Source organism: Streptomyces coeruleorubidus (assembly GCF_008705135.1).
GTDB classification, from domain to species: Bacteria; Actinomycetota; Actinomycetes; order Streptomycetales; family Streptomycetaceae; genus Streptomyces; species Streptomyces coeruleofuscus.
Map to the genome: position 1 here is coordinate 5,696,225 of NZ_CP023694.1, position 19,375 is coordinate 5,715,599.

Consider the following 19,375-nt stretch of genomic DNA (forward strand, 5'->3'; position numbering starts at 1 on the left):
ATGGGGGATACGGACGGGGTCTCACCCGACGGGTGCGGCCGGCGCGACCGAGGCGGCACCAGCCGCCGCGATGAGCGGGAGGCAGCGGTGAGGACAGCGATACTCGGGCCGGCGCAGCGCGTCGAGTCACTCGCATCTATGGCCGAGCGCGAGCTGGACGTGCTGGTGGTGGGCGCAGGCGTGGTCGGTGCGGGCACCGCCCTCGACGCCGCGACCCGGGGCCTGTCCACGGGACTGGTCGAGGCGCGCGACTGGGCGTCCGGCACCTCCAGCCGGTCCAGCAAGCTGATCCACGGCGGCCTGCGCTACCTGGAGATGCTCGACTTCGCGCTCGTACGGGAGGCCCTGAAGGAGCGCGGCCTGCTCCTGGAGCGGCTCGCCCCGCATCTGGTGAAGCCCGTGCCGTTCCTGTACCCCTTGCAGCACAAGGGCTGGGAGCGGCTGTACGCCGGGTCGGGCGTCGCGATGTACGACGCCATGTCCATGGCCCGGGGTCATGGCCGGGGCCTGCCCATGCACCGCCATCTGACCCGCTCTCACGCCCTTCGCGTGGCGCCCTGCTTGAAGAAGGGCGCGCTGGTCGGGGCGCTTCAGTACTACGACGCCCAGATGGACGACGCCCGCTACGTGGCGACCCTGGTGCGCACGGCGGTGGCGTACGGCGCGAAGGCTGCCAACCGCGCGCGGGTGACGGGCTTCCTGCGCGAGGGCGAGCGGGTCGTCGGCGCGAAGGTGCAGGACGTCGAGGGCGGCGGCGAGTACGAGATCCGCGCCAAGCAGGTCGTCAACGCCACCGGCGTGTGGACGGACGACACCCAGGGGATGGTCGGGGAGCGCGGCCAGTTCCACGTCCGGGCGTCCAAGGGCATCCACCTGGTCGTGCCGCGCGACCGGATCCACTCCACGACCGGGCTCATCCTGCGCACGGAGAAGTCCGTGCTGTTCGTCATCCCCTGGGGCCGGCACTGGATCGTCGGGACCACGGACACCGAATGGGACCTCGACAAGGCCCACCCGGCCGCGTCCAGCGCGGACATCGACTACCTGCTGGAACACGTGAACTCGGTGCTCGCGGTGCCGCTCACGAGGGACGACGTCCAGGGCGTGTACGCGGGCCTGCGGCCGCTGCTGGCGGGCGAGTCGGACGCCACCAGCAAGCTGTCGCGCGAGCACACCGTGGCGCATCCCGTGCCCGGGCTCGTCGTCGTGGCGGGCGGCAAGTACACCACGTACCGGGTCATGGCCAAGGACGCGGTGGACGAGGCGGTGCACGGGCTCGACATGCGCGTCGCCGAATGCGTCACCGAGGACGTGCCGCTGCTGGGCGCCGAGGGCTACCGGGCGCTGTGGAACGCGCGGGCGCGGATCGCGGCCCGGACCGGACTCCATGTGGTGCGGGTCGAACACCTGCTGAACCGGTACGGCACGCTGGCCGAGGAGGTCCTCGCCCTCATCGCCGAGAACCCGTCGCTCGGCGAGCCCCTGGTGGCGGCCGACGACTATCTGCGCGCCGAGATCGTGTACGCGGCCTCGCACGAGGGGGCGCGGCATCTGGACGACGTGCTGACCCGGCGTACGCGCATCTCCATCGAGACCTTCGACCGGGGCACGCGCAGCGCTCGTGACGCCGCCCAGCTGATGGCGCCGGTCCTCGGCTGGGACAAGGACCAGATCGAGCGCGAGGTGCAGCACTACGAGAAGCGGGTGGAGGCGGAGCGGGAGTCGCAGCGGCAGCCGGACGACCTGACGGCGGACGCGGCCCGGCTGGGGGCGCCGGACATCGTGCCGCTGTAGGCGGCTGTTCCCGCGCGGCGGGCAGCGCTTTCGACGTCACTCGAACGAGTGTCGGGACCCGGGATCTACGTTCGGGACCCGGTCGTTCTACGAGGTGCGGGGGCAGAACTCGGCCGCGAGCACCGCGGATTCGAGACCGGGATCCGCCATCGCGTCCGTGTTCACGCGGAAGGTGAGGACACGCCGGCCGTCGACGGTGGCCGCGGTGCGCACGTAGCTGCCGGATATGTGCCCGTTGTGCCCCCACACCGTGGTGCCGCACGGCAGTTTCTCGGGAAACAGGCCCATGCCGTACGCGCCGTGTGCGGCACGGGTGTCGAGCATCTCGCGCAGCCGGCGCGGGGGCAGCAGCCGCCCGCCGAGCAGGGCCGAGTAGAAGCGGTCCAGATCGGCGAGCGTGGTCACCAACTCGCCCGCGGCGCCGGCCACCCGCGGGTCGAGATCGGTGACGTCGGTTCCGTCGGCGGCGTAGGCGCGGCCGTGCGGAGAGGGCAGCGAGGAGCGGGATCCGGGGAAGGAGGTGCCCTTCAGGTCCAGGGGAGTGATGATGCGGCGCTCGGCCTCGGTGGCGTACGAGTGGCCGGTGACCTGCTCGACGACCAGGCCGAGCAGCACGTAGTTGGTGTTCGAGTAGGAGAAGCGGCCGCGTTCGGCCGGGGGGTGGGTGACTGCGATGCGAACGGCCTGACGGGGTGTGACGGGTGTGGTTCCGCCGGTGTCCCTGGTGTAGTCGTACAGGCCGCTGGTGTGGGTGAGCAGGGAACGCAGGGTCAGCGCGCGGCCGTCGTTGCCCGCTCCCCGCACCAGGCCGGGCAGATGCCGCTCCACGGTGTCGGACAGTGACAGCCGGTGCTCGGCGGCCAGTTGCAGCACGACCGTCGCGATGAACGTCTTCGTGACGCTGCCGGCGCGGAAGTGGTCCGACCGGGCGATTCCCTGCCCGGCGTGGGCATAGCGGGTGGTGGTCCCCTCCCGGGCCAGCAGGGCCGCGGCGGGTGCTCTGCCCTGGGTGACCAGCAGCGGGAGCACCGCGTCCGTGGGCGGAGCGGAGAGAGCCGACGAGTCGGCCGGAGGCAGGCCGAGGAGGGCGACGGACACGGGCAGGGCCAGCAATGTCCGAAAGGGCGGCACGCGGGCTCCTCCCTCGTCGGGGCGTCGGGGGCCCATCATGCAAGGCGGCGCGCGGTGCGCCGCGGCCGGGTTCCGGTGGGCGGACCGGCGGGGGCGCTTCGCCAGGGGGCCCCTGGGCGCTGGGCACTTGTCGGGTGAGAGACAATGGAGGCTCTGTCAGGGCGGGTTGTATGAGGGGACGCATGTCGGAGGCGGAGCGGGCGGGCACATCTCGTCAGGACACTCGTCAGGACAACAGGGAGCGTCTCCTCGCGGGGCGTTACCGGCTGGGCGAAGTGCTCGGCCGCGGGGGCATGGGCACGGTGTGGCGGGCCGAGGACGAGACCCTGGGCCGGACGGTCGCCGTCAAGGAGCTGCGGTTCCCGTCGAACATCGACGAGGAGGAGAAGCGGCGGCTGATCACACGGACGCTGCGCGAGGCCAAGGCGATCGCGCGGATCCGCAACAACAGCGCCGTGACGGTCTTCGACGTCGTCCAGGAGGACGACCGGCCCTGGATCGTGATGGAGCTCGTCGAGGGCAAGTCGCTCGCCGAGGTCATCCGGGAGGACGGCCTCCTCGAGCCGAAGCGGGCCGCGGAGGTCGGGCTCGCCGTCCTGGACGTGCTGCGGTCCGCGCACCGCGAGGGCATCCTGCACCGCGACGTGAAGCCGTCGAACGTGCTGATCGCCGAGGACGGCCGCGTCGTGCTCACGGACTTCGGGATCGCCCAGGTCGAGGGCGACCCGTCCATCACCTCGACCGGCATGCTCGTCGGCGCGCCCTCCTACATCTCCCCGGAGCGGGCGCGCGGGCACAAGCCGGGCCCGGCCGCCGACCTGTGGTCGCTCGGCGGGCTGCTGTACGCGGCGGTGGAGGGCGCGCCGCCGTACGACAAGGGGTCGGCCATAGCGACTCTCACGGCGGTGATGACCGAGCAGTTGGAGGAGCCGAAGAACGCCGGCCCGCTGCGGGACGTCATCCACGGCCTGCTCACCAAGGACCCTGCCAAGCGGCTCGACGACGCGGGCGCCCGGGCCATGCTCAACTCGGTCATCCACGCGCCCGAGAAGACCGAGCCGGAGCCCTTGGACGCGACGAAGGTCGTGCCGCTGCCGGCGCAGCCGGACAAGTCCTCCCGCAAGGGGAGTTCCGCCGGGGCCGGGGGCAAGCGGGGCGAGGAGCCCGCGGAGCGGCTGCGCGGGGCGCTGCGTTCCGTGCGCAAGGCCGCCGCCGGAACGGCCGGGGCGTCGGCCGCGTCCCGGACCGAGTCCGCGGACGCAACGGCCTCTTCCGGACCGGAGAGCGGGAAGGCCGGGGCCGGGGGCGCGGGAGCGTCCGCCTCGAAGCCGGGTTCGGCATCGGCCGCCCCGGGGGCGGTTGCCGGGGCCGGTGAGCGGGGTGCGCAGGGGGAGAAGGCGGCCTCCGGAGGCCGGAGTTCGGGGTGGCCCGTCATGACGCCGCCGGACCTGCCGCCGCGGCCCGCGCCGCCCAGGGCGCCGCTCACCGACGTCGTGCCGCGGCGGACCCTGGTGATCATCGCGGTGGTCGTGGCGCTCGCCGTGATCGGCACCGTGCTCGCCATCGCGCTCAGCGGGGACGACAAGGACCCCAAGGGGGCCGCCGGCGAGAGCGGCGGCAAGACCGTCGCCACCGCGTCGGGCAGCGCCGACACCAAGGGCGACGAGAGCGACGGCACGCGCACCGACAGCGGGGCGACACAGCCCGCGCCGTCGAAGTCCGCCTCGAACAGCCCGTCCGGGGACCAGGCGGGCGGGTCGTCCGGTGGCGGCAAGGGCACTGCCGCGGAGTCGACGCACCAGGGCAGCCAGGGGTACTCGATCGGGCTGCCGAAGGGGTGGAAGTACCAGTCCACGGGCGCCGCGGGCGACCGGTTCACCGGGCCCGACGGGCAGAAGCTGCTCATCGCCTGGACGTCCACGCCCAAGGGCGACCCGGTGGCGGACTGGAAGAGCCAGGAGCGCTTCATGCAGCGCGCGCAGTACAAGAAGATCCGGATAGAGCAGGTGGACTACCGCGGCTGGAACACGGCCGACTGGGAGTTCACGTACGTGGAGAGCGGCACCAAGTACCGGACCATCGACCGGGGTTTCGTCGTCGACGACCGGCAGGGCTACGCGCTGATGTACACGGCGAAAGCGACCGACTGGAGCGGTGAGCTGCGCAAGGAGACCTGGCGGACGCTGACGAAGACCTTCGAACCCAAGTCCTGAGCATGAGCGGCCCCGGGTTTGGGGAGTGAGATCTGGCATCCCCACATTGCGGGTGGTCTGCGGCACGTATCGTAAATGTTTGCGGACCGTACGCAGCCGGAACGGACCGTGGGGCGAACGGATGTGACCGACCAGGCTGCCGGGGGAGGCAACGTGGACGACTATGCGGGACGGGTGCTCGCCGACCGCTACCGCCTGCCGCTGCCGCCGTCCGACGAGTACGAACTCACCGAGTCCCGGGCCTTCGACACCTACAGCGGCCAGGAAGTCCTGGTCAGGGCAGTGCCGTTGCCGGAGGTGGTCGAGGCGGAGGTCCTCGACGCGGAGGGGCTGCCCGACGGCTTCACGGCACGTGACGGTGGCGCGCGGCGGCCCGGGGCCCGCCCGGGCACCCGGCGGCCCACGGACCCGGTGGTGCGGCGCGCGGTCGAGGCCGCGCAGGCCGCGGCGGCCATTCCCGACCACCCCCGGCTCGACCAGGTCTTCGACGTGTTCGCCGAGGGCGGTTCGCTGTGGATCGTCAGCGAGCTGGTGGCCGCGCGTCCCCTGGCGGCGCTGCTCGCCGAGAAGCCGCTGACGCCGTACCGGGCGGCCGAGGTGGCCTCCGACGTCCTCATGGCACTGCGGGTGCTGCACGCGCACGGCTGGGTGCACCGGAACGTCACCGCGCGGACGGTCCTGGTCTGTGACGACGGCCGGGTGATGCTGACCGGGCTGGCGGTGGGCGCGGCGGAAGAGGCCCTGTGCGGGTACGACCCCGTCCCCGCTCCGGCCTTCGGCGAACCCGGCCAGGAGACCGGCGGCGCCGGGATGACCGAAGGCCCCGGTGGGGCCGGCGGCCCGGGAAGTCCCGGCGGCGCGACCGATCCCGAGGCCGCGCGGCGTGCCGCCATAGAGGCTCGGGAGGCCCGGGGGCTGCCGGCGGCCGGAGCCGGCACGGGGAGCGGGGGCCCGGCCGTGCCGGCCCGCGGGAGCGCGGAGGACGGCGAGGATCCGAGGGCCGCGCGAGCCGGGGCGATCGCGGCCTACCGGGCGGGTACCCGGGCCGCCGCCCGGGTCCAGGAGACGCAGCAGAACGGCCGCGCGGCGCTGCCCGGTGCCCGGCCCGCCCCGGACGGCGGGCCAGGGCCCCACAGCAACGGCTCGGCGCGGTCGCCCTACGTCCCCGGGCAGAGCACGGGGCCTGGTGCGACCCCGCCGGGGCAGATAGCCGACCCCTACGGCGTCGGCGGCGCTCCCCGCACGACCGCCTGGCACGGCGCCGCACCCCGCGGCGCAGCGGGCGGCGCGCCCTCGCCGCAGGGACACGAGCAGGCGGCTCTTCCCCCGGCCCCGGACCCCGCCGCCCACAGCGAACCCACCCGGTGGGACGACCTGGTCGCCCACACCCCCGCACCCCGGCGCGGTCCGGCCACGGCGCTGGCCGCCGAGCGGGCGCGGCAGGCGCGCATGGCCGTGGTGGGCCCCGTGACGGAGCGCTGGGCGCCGGAGCAGGCCGGACCCGTGCACGAGAACTGGCAGTTGGCCGCGCCGATCGGCCCCGCCACCGACCTGTGGGCGCTCGGCGCGCTGCTCTTCAGGGCCGTGCAGGGGCATGCGCCCTACCCGGAGGAGTCGACGGCCGAGCTGGTGCAGATGGTGTGCGCGGAACCGCCGGCGTACGCCGAGGAGTGCGGGCCGCTCAGGCCGGTCGTCGAGTCGCTGCTGCGTCAGGACCCGACCGAGCGCCTCGACTTCGAGGAACTGCGCGGCTGGCTGCGCTCCCTCGTGCGCTCGGCGCCCGAGCCGGAGGCCGGTGTGCACGTCGTCGCGGCCCCGCCCGCCGACGCGAGCCGGCTGCCCGTCGTACGGCGCCGGGGCGAGCTCGTGCGCAGGCGGCGGGCCGGACTGCCAGCGCACCACGGGCGGCACAAGCGGGCCAAGGAGGAGTCGCGGTCGCCGCACCGGCTCGGCCGCACCCTGCTCCTGCTCGTCCTGCTCGCGATGGCCGCGGCGGTCGCCTACGCCATGCTCTTCATGCCCAAGTCGGAGACCGACGGCGCGCAGGGCACCGACCGCACCGGTGCCGCCGGTGAGGTCAGCCAGGCGCCCGAGCCGGACGCCAGCGGCGAGCCCCGGCCCGACCAGGCGTCGCCCGAGCCGGAGAAGAGCCCGTCGACGGCGGCCGGTTCCACTCAGACGCAGACCACCGGCCCCGAGGTCGCCGACGGCTTCACCCTGCGCAAGGACTCGGCGGGCTTCCAGGTCGCCGTCGCCAAGGGCTGGGACCGCACCTCGCGGGGCGGCAGCGGCCAGGTCGTCTACGCCAAGGGCGACTTCGAGCTCATCGTCGTACCGGGCCGGGACAGCGCGTCGGAGTACGGCAGCGATCCGATGGCCTACCAGCGGGAGGAGGAGCGCGAGTTGCAGCCGTACCGCGACTCCAGCTGGGCCACCTCCACCGGGCTGAAGACGATCGAGGTGGGCGGGCGGACCATGGCCGAGGGGCAGTTCACCTGGACCGGCGACGACGGGGGCGAGCTGTACGTGCGCAACCTCGCGATGCTGGTCGACGGGCGGTACCACGTGGTCCAGGTGCGCGGCCCGGAGTCCGAACGGGACGAGGTGACGCGGCTGTACGAGCAGGCGGCGGCGACGTACAAGGCGACGAAGTGATCCTCTGAGCCGGCTGCCGTGCACTGGAGTTCACCTCACGGTTCCCTCCAGTCCCAGGCGGCTACAACCGTCACAGTGCGGTCACCGTGGTACCCCGCTTGTTCCCTGGGGAAGGGCGGGTCCTTACGCTGACCCTGTCAAGACCATTGCGGGGCAACGTGAATCAGATGCAGGGCCTGCTCGTCGCGGGCCGCTACCGGCTTGCCGACTCCATCGGCAGTGGCGGTATGGGTCGGGTATGGCGGGCACACGATGAGGTGCTGCACCGGTCCGTCGCCATCAAGGAGCTGACGGCTGCCCTCTACGTCTCCGAGAGCGAGCAGGCCATCCTGCTGGCGCGCACCCGGGCCGAGGCCAGGGCCGCCGCGCGGATCAACCACTCCGCCGTCGTCACGGTGCACGACGTGCTGGAGCACGACGGCCGCCCGTGGATCGTGATGGAGCTGGTCGAGGGCCGCTCCCTGGCCGACGCGGTCAAGGAGGAGGGGCGCGTCGAGCCGCGCGAGGCGGCGCGTATCGGCATGTGGGTGCTGCGGGCCCTGCGCGCCGCGCACACCGCCGGCGTCCTGCACCGTGACGTCAAGCCGGGCAACGTCCTCCTCGCCCGGGACGGGCGTGTCCTGCTCACCGACTTCGGCATCGCCCAGATCGAGGGCGACACGACCATCACCCGGACCGGAGAGGTCGTGGGCTCGGTCGACTACCTGGCGCCCGAGCGGGTGCGCGGCCACGACCCGGGCCCGTCCTCCGACCTGTGGGCGCTCGGCGCGACGCTCTACACGGCGGTGGAGGGCCGGTCGCCGTTCCGCCGCACCACCCCTCTGACCACCATGCAGGCCGTGGTCGAGGAAGAGGCCGCCGAGCTTCAGTACGCGGGTCCGCTCACGCCCGTCATCGCCGCCCTGCTCCGCAAGGATCCGGCCGCCCGGCCCGAACTCGCCGAGGCCGAGCAGATGCTCGCCGAGGCGGCGGAGGGACGGCGGCCGAGCGGAGCGCAGGCGTACGTGCCGACGCAGTACGGGGGATCGTCGCCGTACCGGGACGTGCACAGCGGCACGGGCGCCTCCGGCACGAACCCCTCGGGCACGTACCAGTCCGGTGCGAACCCGTCGGGCACGTACCCGTCCGGCACGGGCCCGGCCGGTACCGGCTCGGGATCGCACAGCGGGACTCCGCTCCCGCCGCCGGCCGGGGCATCGGCCACCGGGACGCCGACGACCGGCGCCGCCACGGCCGGCCCTCCCGCGGCCGGGGCCTTCGCCACCGGGCACGGAACGACCGGGCCCACCACCGTCGGCCCGACGGCGATGGGCCCGCAGCCGGCCGGTTCGGGCCGGCGCCGCCGGCTTCGGACCCTCGCCCTCGTCGTCGCGCTCGCGGCCATCATCGGCGGAGGCACCGCGGTGGTGCTCCAGCAGTGGAACGAGAGCCGGCAGACGGCGGGCGGCGCGTCCGGATCGGCCGGTTCCACGACCGCGGAGCAGCCCGGGGGCTCGGTTCCCGCAGGCTGGACCCGCCGCGACGACCCCGCGGGTTTCAGCCTCTACCTGCCCAAGGGCTGGAAGCGCAAGACCTTCGGGCCCCAGGGCGAGCTCAAACAGATCGACTACACGCCCGACGGCGGCCGGCATTTCGTCCGCATCGCCGTCGACACCTCCCCGGACTTCGCCGATCCGTACGCCCACCAGCTCGACCTGGAGCAGCAGTTGCAGCGGCTGGTCGACTACAAGCGGGTGAAGCTGGAGCGCAACGTCTACCGTGACCGGGACGGCGCGCTGTGGGAGTACACCTGGACCGCGCAGGCCAAGGACACCAAGTTCCCCGGGCCGCGCCGGGCCATCGAGGAGACGTACGTCGCCCGCGACGGCACCGAGTACGCGCTCTACATGTCGGCGCCCGCGCAGGACTGGGCGAAGGCGCGCAAGCAGTTCACGTCGCTGTTGCAGGGCTGGCACGAGAAGACCCCCTGACGCGGGAGGCCCCCGCGCAGGGCCGTGCGTTTCGGCCACCCGCGGGCCGCTGCCCCGGAGCCCATCCCTCCGTTGGGGCATGATTGCCGCATGGGGACCGAGGGGCACAACACGCGTGTCATCGCGGGCCGTTACCGGCTCGAGGCGAGGCTCGGGCGCGGTGGCATGGGCGTGGTCTGGCGGGCGACCGACGAGCTGCTCGGCCGGGGTGTGGCCGTCAAGGAGCTCCCCTTCGACGAGTCGCTCTCCGCGGCGGAAGCGCGCCGGCAGCGGGACCGTACGCTGCGCGAGGCACGGGCGGTCGCGCAGCTGAGCCACCCGCACATCATCGTCGTCCACGACGTCGTCGAGGACGACGAACGCCCGTACATCGTCATGGAGTTGATCGAGGGCGGCTCGCTCGCCGACCGTCTCGCCACGCAGGGCCCGGTCGACGCCGCCGAGGCCGCACGGATCGGTATCGCCCTGCTCGGCGCGCTGCGCGCCGCGCACGCGGCCGGGGTGCTGCACCGCGATCTCAAGCCCGACAACGTCCTGCTGGAGGACGGTACCGACCGGGTCGTCCTCACCGACTTCGGCATCGCCCAGGTCGCGGGCGCCCCCACGCTCACCGAGAACGGTTCCTTCGTCGGCTCGCCCGAATACACCGCGCCCGAGCGGATGTCCGGGATCCGGACGGGGCCCGAGTCCGACCTGTGGTCGCTGGGCGCGCTGCTGTGCGCGGCCCTCAGCGGCGAGTCGCCGTTCCACCGCGACTCGCTGGGCGGCGTCCTGCACGCGGTCGTCGTCGGAGACATACGCCCGCCCGCCCAGGCCGGGCCGCTCCTGCCCGTCGTACAGGGCCTGCTGGAACGCGATCCGGACCGGCGGCTGGACGCGGACCGGGCGGAGCGGATGTTGCGGGTGTTCCGCGAGACGGGCAGTACGCCGCAGGCTCCGCCGCCCGGGTACGCGCCGACGGTGCGCGGTGCCCCGCACGGACGGCCGCAGGACGACGCCGGTCGGCGATCGCCGGCGCCGCCGACGGACATGCCCGGCCCGGACCAGCGGTACGAGCAGATGCTCCGGCAGCCCACGCGCCGGGTGCTCGTGGCAGCGCTGCTGGTCGCCGCGGTGGCCGGGGCGGGTGTGTCGGCGGCGGCGCTGCTCATGGAGGGCGGTGGGGACGGCGGCCGCACGCCGACGAGTTCCACGCCGGCGACGCCTTCGGCCGGACCGTCCACCCACGGCACGCGCACTCCGAGCACTCCGGCGGCCACCAACGCCACCACGACCGCCGCCACCGCCGCCACCTCACCCTCGCCCTGACACGGCGGACAGCCGATGAGCCCCGTACCGGTATAGAGGGAAAATAAAGCACTGTACCGGTGCGAAAGGGAGATAAGCATCGGCTCGCGTCACGGGTCTGTGACCGGGACGCTTCCGTGCTGGATGCGCAAGCGCTTGGCGCGATATGGATGACCTCATGAGCAACAACGGGGGAGCCCGATCCGGGGCCGACGAGCCAACGAGTTTCGCTCTGCAACCACCGAATCCGTCGAGTACACCGGCGCCGGTACCGGGCAACCCGTACGCGACGCCCACCCAGGTCGTGCCGACCCAGTCGGTGGCAGCGGTCCAGGACCCCGGTGTCGGGCGGCTCATCGCCGGGCGTTACCGGCTGATCGCCAAGCTCGGGCACGGCGGCATGGGCACGGTGTGGCGCGCCAAGGACGAGACGGTGGACCGGGAGGTCGCCGTCAAGGAACCCCGCGTCCCGGAGCATCTTCCCGAACGCGAACGCGCCAACGCCTTCGAGCGGATGCGCCGCGAGGCGCGTGCCGCGGCCCGGCTCGACCACCCGGCGGTGGTCGACGTCCATGACGTCGCGGTCGTGGAGGGACAGCCGTGGATCGTGATGGAGCTCGTGCAGGGCCGTTCGCTGGGTGACGCGCTCCAGGAGGGCACCCTGTCCGCGCGCGAGGCGGCCCGGGTCGGCCTGGAGGTGCTCGGCGCGCTGGAGGCCGCGCACGCGGCGGGCATCCTGCACCGCGACGTGAAACCGGACAACGTGCTGCTCGGCCGGTACGACCGGGTCGTCCTCACCGACTTCGGCATCGCGCAGATCGAGGGCGAGACCAACCTGACCGACACCGGCGGCTTCGTCGGCTCGCCCGAGTACATCGCGCCGGAGCGGGTGCTGGGCCAGCGCCCGGGCCCGGCCAGCGACCTGTGGTCCCTGGGCGTGGTGCTGTACGCGGCGACGGAGGGCGTCTCGCCGTTCCGCCGGAGCAACACCCCCGCCACACTCCAGTCCGTCCTCAACGCCACGCCCGCGCCGCCCGCCTCCGCCCAGGCCCCGCTCGCCGAGGCCATCACGGGCCTGCTGCACAAGGACCCGGCCCGCCGCCCGGACGCCTCCCGGGTGCGAGCCCTGCTGGAGGCCGCCGCGAACCCGCCGGCGGACCGGCCCACGCAGGTCGTCCAGGTCATGGGCGGTCAGGGCGGCGGGGGCCGAAGACTCCGGATCGGACGCAAGGGGTGGACCGGGCTCGGTGCGGCGGTCGTCGCGGCGGCGGTGACGGCGTACCTGGTGCTGGCGAACCCGTTCGCCGGGCCGCTGCCCGAGGGCTGGAAGACACGCCAGGAGAAGGAACTCGCCGCGTCGCTGGCCGTGCCCGGTGACTACCAGCGGACCGTGCCCGACCGGGAGTCCGACCAGGGGCACTGGGTCACGTACACCGACTGGAGCGGCAGCATCTGGATCAGCCTGACGCTCGACAAGAAGGCGGAGGACACCGGCAGTGCCATCGCCGGCTCCGCTGCCGCCGAGATGTACGACGACGACAGTGCGTTCAAGGACAGCGGCAGCTACCCGCTGGACATGCCGGAGAACCCGAAGACGGCCCCCAGGGACACCACGTACAGGGGAGGGAAGGCCGCCGAGAACACCGTCACCTACGACACCGACGACAGCGAGAACCCCCGCCCCCGCGAGCTCAGGATCTTCTACTACAAGACCTCCGGCGGCGACATGTACAAGCTCACCGTCAGCTACCCGGGCAAGGGCGACTTCACCGGTCGCGGGCGGGAGGTCGCCGACACGGCGATCGCGAACCTGGACATCGACGGGACCTGAACCGGTGTCCGGCCACTGACCCGCTTCGACAAGCCGCCGCCCCGCGGGGTACTGATGGGGCATGAGCAACGACGGGGGCGGGACGGGCGCCCAGAGCCGGTCGGTCGGCGGGCGGTACCGGCTGATCGAGCGCATCGGCTCCGGCGGGATGGGCACCGTCTGGCGGGCCTACGACGACCTCGTGCAGCGTGACGTCGCCGTCAAGCAGCCCCGGGTGCCCGGCGACCCGGAGGACGAGAGCCACCGGCGCGCGGCCCACCGGCTCTACCGGGAGGCCCGCGCCGCCGCCCGCGTCGACCACCCCGCCGCCGTCACCATCCACGACGTGGTCGTCGAGCCGGAGCGGCAGCCGGACGCACGCGACGGGCGGATCGACCGCCACCGGCCGGTCGGACGCGACGGGTTGAACGCGATCGACGCGGCGCTCGACGGACTCCCGTGGATCGTCATGGAGTTGGTGCGGGGCGAGTCCCTGCACGAGGTGCTCCGGCGCGGCCCGGTCGACCCGCGCGAAGCCGCCCGGATCGGCCTCGCCGTCCTCGGTGCCCTGCGCGCCGCGCACGCCGTCGGCATCGTGCACCGGGACGTGAAACCGGCCAATGTGCTGCTCGGTCCGCAGCAGCGCGTCGTCCTCACCGACTTCGGCATCGCCCACGTGCAGGGCGAGGAGTCGCTCACGGCCGGCGGGGAGTCCGTCGGCTCGCTGGAGTTCGTCGCCCCCGAGCGGGTGTCCGGCCGGATCGCCGGGCCCGCCTCAGACCTGTGGTCCCTGGGCGTGCTGCTGTACGCCGCCGTCGAGGGGGCGTCCCCGTTCCGCCGGACCACACCGCAGGCCACGCTCGCCGCGATCTTCGCCGCCGAGCCGCCCGAACCGAAGCAGGCCGGACCCCTCGGCCCGCTGATCGCACGACTGCTGGTGCGGGACCCCGACCTGCGCCCGGATGCCGAGGAGGTCGCGGCGGCGCTGGCGGAGACGGCCGGGCCGGCGGCGGCCGAGGTGCCGGAAGAAGCTCAGGAGGCCGAACACGTACTGGAGTTGGCGGAGGACCCCGGCACGCCACGGCCCGAGGAGGCGGCCGAACCGCCGGAGGCCGCCGAACCACCGGAGGCCGCCGAACCACCGGAGGCCGGCCCCGCAGAGCGGCAGGACCCCGCACCGCCCAAGCGTCCAAGCCTCCTCCGCCCCGCCCCCATCGCCCTCCTGGGCGCGCTGCTCACCGGCGGCATAGGGGCCGTCACCCACCTCGGCGACGCCAGCAGCGCGGAGACCGCCGAAACGGTGGAGACCTGGACCCCGCACCGCGATCCGGACCTGGCGGCCGTACTCCATCTCCCGCGCCACTACCGGGAACTCGACCGGACCGGCAGCGCGACCGACCAGCCCCGCACGGTGCTCTACGGCGACGAACAGGGCGGCACCGTCCAGGTCCGCCTCCTGCTCTGGGACCGGGCTCCGGGCTCCCCGATGGACCAGCTCCGGAACGCACCCGTCGTCCGCGGGGACACGCAGTACACCCGCACCAGCGTCCAGGGTCACGAGGCCGCCCTCGCCGACACCACCTACCACCTGGGCGAGGACACCAGGCGGGTCATGCGGGTGATGATCCGCACCGACGACGACCGCATGTACGAACTGCGCGTCGACATGCCCAAGGGCACGCCCGGGGAGAAGGAGGGCACCTCGGTGTTCCAGGGCGCCCGGGACCGGCTCGGCATCGCGGAAGGCTGAATCACCGGGATCGTAAAAGGCTGAATCACACCAACTCGTCACCGCACAACGCCCTGATCAGGGCGTTCGTTGCCAGCAGCCACTGGCGCCTTGTGTGTACTCGGTGAAGCCGTATTACCGACGGGTACCCAAAGGCTCCGCCGGGGCATACCCTGCGGCTCATGACGGACGCGCACGCCCCGGAGAAGCCCGGCACGGCACAGGCCGGCACGAACCCCCTCGCCCCCGCCCCGGAGGGCGCCCGCACCGCCGCCGACGTGGTGACCCCCGAGCTGGTCGCCCAGCTCACCAAGGGTGTGACCGGCTCCGGCCGGACCGCCAACCACACGCCGTTCACCGGTGAGAAGCTGGCCGACCTGCCCGAGTCGACGCCCGAGGACGTGGCGAAGGCCTTCGAACTGGCCCGCGCCGCCCAGGCCGTGTGGGCGCAGACCCCGATACGGCAGCGCGCCGCCGTCCTGCTGCGCTTCCACGACCTGGTGCTGGAGCGCCAGGCCGAGGTGCTCGACCTGATCCAGCTGGAGACCGGCAAGGCCCGGCTGCACGCCCACGAGGAGGTCCAGGCCGTAGCGGTCGCCGCCCGGCACTACGGCCGCAAGGCCCCCGCCTATCTCCGTCCGAAGCGGCACGCCGGTGCCATGCCGACCCTCACCAAGGTCACCGAACGGCGCCACCCGCGCGGTGTCGTCGGTCAGATCGCGCCCTGGAACTACCCGCTGGAGCTGTCGGTCGGCGACGCGCTCCCCGCCTTCGTCGCGGGCAACGCGGTCGTCATGAAGCCCGACACGGAGACCTGCCTGACCGCCCTGTGGGCCCGTGACCTGCTCATCGAGGCCGGCCTGCCCGCCGACGTCTTCCAGGTCGTGCTCGGCGACGGCCCGGTCATAGGCCCCGAGGTCGTACGGCACGCCGACTACGTCTCCTTCACCGGCTCCACCCGCACCGGCCGCGAGGTCGCCCAGGGCGCCGCCGCCCGGCTGGTCGGCGTCTCCCTCGAACTCGGCGGCAAGAACGCCATGCTGGTGCTGGAGGACGCCGACATCGAGAAGGCCGCGGCCGGTGCCGTCCGCGCCTGCTTCTCCTCGGCCGGCCAGCTGTGCATCTCCATCGAGCGGCTCTACGTCCACGAGTCGATCGCGGACGCCTTCCTGGAGCGCTTCGCCGCCCGCACGAAGGCCATGCGCCTCGGCACGTCCCTGGCGTACGGCGCCGACATGGGTTCCCTGGTCGGCGAACGCCAGCTGGAGACCGTCACGCGGCACGTGGAGGAGGCGGTCGCCAAGGGCGCGAAGGTCGTCGCGGGCGGTGTGGCGCGGCCGGACATCGGCCCGTACTTCTTCGAGCCCACCATCCTCGACGGGGTCGCCACGGACATGTCCGTCTGCGCGGAGGAGACGTTCGGCCCGGTCGTCTCGGTCTACCGCTTCACGAGCGAGGACGAGGCGATCGAGCGCGCCAACGCCACGGCGTACGGCCTGAACTCCTCGGTGTGGACGAAGAACGGCCGGCGCGGCCAGGAGGTCGCCGCCCGGCTGCGCACCGGCACCGTCAACATCAACGAGGGCTACGCGCCCGCGTACGGCAGCGTCCAGTCGCCCATGGGCGGCATGAAGGACTCCGGCCTCGGCCGCCGGCACGGCGCCGAGGGCATCCTCAAGTACACCGAGGCCCAGACGGTCGCCCACCAGCGTGTGCTCCCGATGGCCCCCGCGCTGGGCATGGACGACGAGCAGTACGCCCGGTTCATGAGCAGGAGCCTCCGCCTGATGAAGGCGTTCCGGTTCCGGTGATGCAGCGAGGAGAGCACGTGCCTCAGGACGCTTACGACTACGACGTCATCGTGGTCGGCTCCGGCTTCGGCGGCTCGGTGACCGCCCTGCGCCTCACGGAGAAGGGCTACAAGGTCGGTGTCCTGGAGGCCGGCCGCCGCTTCACCCGCGAGTCCCTCCCGAAGAACTCCTGGGACCTCAGGAACTACCTCTGGGCGCCGAAGCTCGGCATGTACGGCATCCAGCGCATCCACCTGCTGGGCAACGTCATGGTCCTGGCGGGAGCGGGCGTGGGCGGCGGCTCCCTCAACTACGCCAACACCCTCTACGTCCCGCCCGAGCCGTTCTTCGAGGACCCGCAGTGGCGGGACATCACGGACTGGCAGGAGGAGCTCAAGCCGTACTACGACCAGGCCCGGCGGATGCTCGGCGTACGGCTCAACCCGACCATGACCCCGTCCGACGTGCACCTGAAGGCCGCGGCGGAGCGCATGGGCTGCGGCGACTCCTTCCACCTTGCCCCCGTCGGCGTCTTCTTCGGCGACGGCGAGGACGCGGACGGCACGGTGAAGGCGAAGCCGGGCCAGGAGGTGCCCGACCCGTACTTCGGCGGGGCGGGCCCGGCCCGCAGGGCCTGCGCGGAGTGCGGCGAGTGCATGACCGGCTGCCGGCACGGCGCGAAGAACACCCTCAACGAGAACTACCTCTACCTCGCCGAGAAGGCCGGCGCGGTCGTGCACCCCCTGACGACGGTCGTCTCGGTCACCGACGACTCGCGCGGCGGGTACGCGGTCGCCACCCTCCCCACCGACGACCGCCGCAAGGCCGAGGGCCGGACCTACAGGGCCCGCCAGGTCGTCCTCGCCGCCGGCACGTACGGCACCCAGACGCTGCTGCACCGCATGAAGGCCGGCGGCCAGCTGCCGCACGTGTCGGACAAGCTGGGTGGGCTGACCCGCACCAACTCCGAGGCCCTGGTCGGCGCCCAGACCGACGACCGGCGCTACCGCAAGGCGCACGGCGCGCCGAAGGCCGACTTCACGCGGGGCGTGGCCATCACGTCCTCGATCCACCCGGACGAGAACACCCACATCGAGCCGGTCCGCTACGGCAAGGGCTCCAACTCGATGGGCAGCCTGTCGATCCTCCAGGTCCCGTACGCCGGGAACGACTCGGGCACCTCCCGGGTCCTGGGCTTCCTCGCCCACGCGGCGAAGCACCCCTTGCTGGTGCTGCGTTCCCTGTCCAACCGCCGCTGGTCGGAGCGGACCATCATCGGCCTGGTGATGCAGTCGCTGGACAACTCGCTGACGACGTATTTGAAGCCGTCGGGTGTCGGCCGGGGCCTGCTCACCGCCCGCCAGGGCCACGGCGCGCCCAACCCGAAGCAGATCAAGGCGGCCACGGAGAGCGCGTCGGTACTCGCCGCCGAGATCAACGGCTTCGCGGGCTCGAACGTCGGCGAACTGATGGGCACTCCGCTCACGGCCCACTTCCTGGGCGGCTGCCCGATCGGCGACTCCCGCGAGACCGGCGTGATCGACCCCTACCACCGCCTCTACGGCCACCCGGGCATCTCGGTGGTCGACGGCGCCGCGGTCTCCGCCAACCTGGGCGTCAACCCGTCCCTCACCATCACCGCCCAGGCCGAGCGGGCGATGTCGTTCTGGCCCAACAAGGGCGAGCCCGACCCGCGTCCGCGGCAGGGCGCGGCCTACCAGCGTCTCCAGCCGGTCGAGCCGAAATCCCCGGCGGTCCCGGCGGAGGCGTTCGGCGCGCTGCGGCTGCCGTTCCTGGGCATGCCGGCCATACCGCCGAAGAACTGACCGGCGGCGGACAGCAGAAGAGGGACCTGCGCCCCCCTCCGAGCGCAGGTCCCTCTTCTGCTTGTGCAACGGCCTGCCGGCCGCTGTGGTTTACGCCTGGACGCCGGCCTTACGGCGACGCACCACGAAGATCGCACCGGCACCGGCGACGACCGCGGCACCGCCGACCAGGCTGATCATCGGCAGGGCGGAGCTGGAGCCGGTCTCGGCGAGGCTGCCGGTGACCTCCGGCGTGTTGCCGCTGGGCTTCTCGTCGGTGACGGGCGCCTTGCCGCCTTCCTGCGGCTTGGTGCCACCGGTGTCCGTACCGGCCGCGACGATCTGGAACTTGTACGAGACGTCACCGAAGCCGATGCACTCGTCGTCGTTGTCGCCGTAGATCGTCGCGCCGAGCGAGAAGCCGGCGCCGACCGGGGCGGACTTGCTGACGTTGAGGCGCAGCGGGATGTTGACCTGGTACTCGGGCTTCAGCTCGTCGGTGTAGCCGACGTAACCGACGGCGTAGCCGCCCTCGTTGAGGTCGACCCAGATCTTGTCCTGGGGGTCCCAGGCCTGGAGCTGGACCTGCTTGCTGGAGAACAGCTCCTCGCCGTTCTTGTCGGGGGAGGCCCCGGCGAAGAAGTCGAGGTCGTTCAGCGTGGAGTCGGAGTTGTTGGCGACGTTCAGCGAGAACTTGTGCCAGCCGCTGCCCGCGGCGATCTTGCCGGGCAGGCCGGTGATGCTCACGTCGACCTTGGTGTCCTCACACACGGAGGGCTCGGGGTCCGGGGTCTCGGACTCCTCGGGCGCCGACGTGCTCGGCTCCGGGGCGGACTCGCTCACGGAGGTGCTCGGCGAGGGCGACGTCTCCGGGGCGGACTCGCTCACGGAGGTGCTCGGCGAGGGCGACGTCTCGGGAGCGGACTCGCTCACCGAGGTGCTCGGCGAGGGCGACGTCTCGGCAGTGGACTCGCTCACGGACGGGCTCGGGGTGGGCGTCGTTTCGTCGGTCGCGTACGCGGCCGGTGCCGCGAGCAGTGCCACCGGGGCTATGACCGCCGTAGCGGCCGCTGCTGCCATTGCGCGGCGAAGCTTCATGAAGACCTCGGAGAGTCCGGCGTACCGCGGGATGCGGTACGAACGTTGGGGGAGGCCTCCGCGTGTGGGGCGCGGGAGTGGCCCGTGGTTCGC

11 protein-coding genes are annotated in these 19,375 nt (G+C 73.0%); 9 read left to right on the plus strand and 2 right to left on the minus strand.

Features of this window, described 5'->3' with window-relative positions; all coding sequences use genetic code 11:
* Nucleotides 1-87: 87 nt before the first annotated feature.
* On the plus strand, nt 88-1,794 hold the full coding sequence (locus tag CP976_RS26460; protein WP_150485517.1) for a glycerol-3-phosphate dehydrogenase/oxidase: 1,707 nt from the start codon (nt 88-90) through the stop codon (nt 1,792-1,794).
* Between the two features lie 87 nt (nt 1,795-1,881).
* On the opposite strand, the gene CP976_RS26465 is transcribed toward CP976_RS26460, so the two are convergent.
* Complete coding sequence (locus tag CP976_RS26465) at nt 1,882-2,925, minus strand: serine hydrolase domain-containing protein (protein ID WP_150482569.1); 1,044 nt, start codon at nt 2,923-2,925, stop codon at nt 1,882-1,884.
* Between the two features lie 182 nt (nt 2,926-3,107).
* Here CP976_RS26465 and CP976_RS26470 point away from each other — a divergent pair, with 182 nt between their 5' ends.
* The 8 genes from CP976_RS26470 (at nt 3,108) to CP976_RS26505 (ending at nt 18,205) form a co-directional block, all read left to right on the plus strand.
* Nucleotides 3,108-5,138, plus strand: coding sequence for a serine/threonine-protein kinase (locus CP976_RS26470; RefSeq protein ID WP_150482570.1), 2,031 nt, complete (start codon nt 3,108-3,110; stop codon nt 5,136-5,138).
* 153 nt (nt 5,139-5,291) lie between these two features.
* On the plus strand, nt 5,292-7,793 hold the full coding sequence (locus CP976_RS26475; RefSeq protein WP_150482571.1) for a protein kinase: 2,502 nt from the start codon (nt 5,292-5,294) through the stop codon (nt 7,791-7,793).
* A 167-nt stretch (nt 7,794-7,960) separates the two neighbouring features.
* Nucleotides 7,961-9,763 (plus strand): serine/threonine-protein kinase, encoded by a 1,803-nt coding sequence (locus tag CP976_RS26480; protein ID WP_150485518.1) that lies wholly within the window; start codon nt 7,961-7,963, stop codon nt 9,761-9,763.
* A gap of 90 nt (nt 9,764-9,853) precedes the next feature.
* The gene (locus CP976_RS26485; protein WP_150482572.1) at nt 9,854-11,071 is read left to right on the plus strand and encodes a serine/threonine-protein kinase; all 1,218 of its coding nucleotides are present in this window, start codon (nt 9,854-9,856) and stop codon (nt 11,069-11,071) included.
* A gap of 157 nt (nt 11,072-11,228) precedes the next feature.
* Entirely contained in the window at nt 11,229-12,881 is a 1,653-nt protein-coding gene (locus CP976_RS26490; protein WP_150482573.1) for a serine/threonine-protein kinase, read from the plus strand.
* A gap of 61 nt (nt 12,882-12,942) precedes the next feature.
* Entirely contained in the window at nt 12,943-14,610 is a 1,668-nt protein-coding gene (locus tag CP976_RS26495; protein ID WP_150482574.1) for a serine/threonine-protein kinase, read from the plus strand.
* 161 nt (nt 14,611-14,771) lie between these two features.
* A complete protein-coding gene (locus CP976_RS26500) occupies nt 14,772-16,400 on the plus strand; it encodes a succinic semialdehyde dehydrogenase (protein WP_150482575.1) in 1,629 nt (542 codons plus the stop codon).
* Complete coding sequence (locus CP976_RS26505) at nt 16,400-18,205, plus strand: GMC family oxidoreductase N-terminal domain-containing protein (protein WP_190146880.1); 1,806 nt, start codon at nt 16,400-16,402, stop codon at nt 18,203-18,205. Before CP976_RS26500 ends, CP976_RS26505 begins: the two co-directional genes overlap by 1 nt.
* Before the next feature lie 90 nt (nt 18,206-18,295).
* On the opposite strand, the gene CP976_RS26510 is transcribed toward CP976_RS26505, so the two are convergent.
* Nucleotides 18,296-19,282 carry an LAETG motif-containing sortase-dependent surface protein gene (locus CP976_RS26510; protein ID WP_167537424.1) on the minus strand — a complete coding sequence of 329 codons (987 nt, stop codon included), beginning with the start codon at nt 19,280-19,282 and terminating at the stop codon, nt 18,296-18,298.
* Between the last annotated feature and the right edge of the window lie 93 nt (nt 19,283-19,375).

Excerpts from the sequence above, each read along its gene's own strand:
- CP976_RS26470 (WP_150482570.1), top strand. The coding sequence starts at position 3,108 with ATGTCGGAGGCGGAGCGGGCGGGCACATCTCGTCAGGACACTCGTCAG.
- CP976_RS26480 (WP_150485518.1), top strand. The coding sequence starts at position 7,961 with ATGCAGGGCCTGCTCGTCGCGGGCCGCTACCGGCTTGCCGACTCCATC.
- CP976_RS26485 (WP_150482572.1), top strand. The coding sequence starts at position 9,854 with ATGGGGACCGAGGGGCACAACACGCGTGTCATCGCGGGCCGTTACCGG.
- CP976_RS26490 (WP_150482573.1), top strand. The coding sequence starts at position 11,229 with ATGAGCAACAACGGGGGAGCCCGATCCGGGGCCGACGAGCCAACGAGT.
- CP976_RS26495 (WP_150482574.1), top strand. The coding sequence starts at position 12,943 with ATGAGCAACGACGGGGGCGGGACGGGCGCCCAGAGCCGGTCGGTCGGC.
- CP976_RS26500 (WP_150482575.1), top strand. The coding sequence starts at position 14,772 with ATGACGGACGCGCACGCCCCGGAGAAGCCCGGCACGGCACAGGCCGGC.
- CP976_RS26505 (WP_190146880.1), top strand. The coding sequence starts at position 16,400 with ATGCAGCGAGGAGAGCACGTGCCTCAGGACGCTTACGACTACGACGTC.
- CP976_RS26510 (WP_167537424.1), bottom strand. The coding sequence starts at position 19,282 with ATGAAGCTTCGCCGCGCAATGGCAGCAGCGGCCGCTACGGCGGTCATA.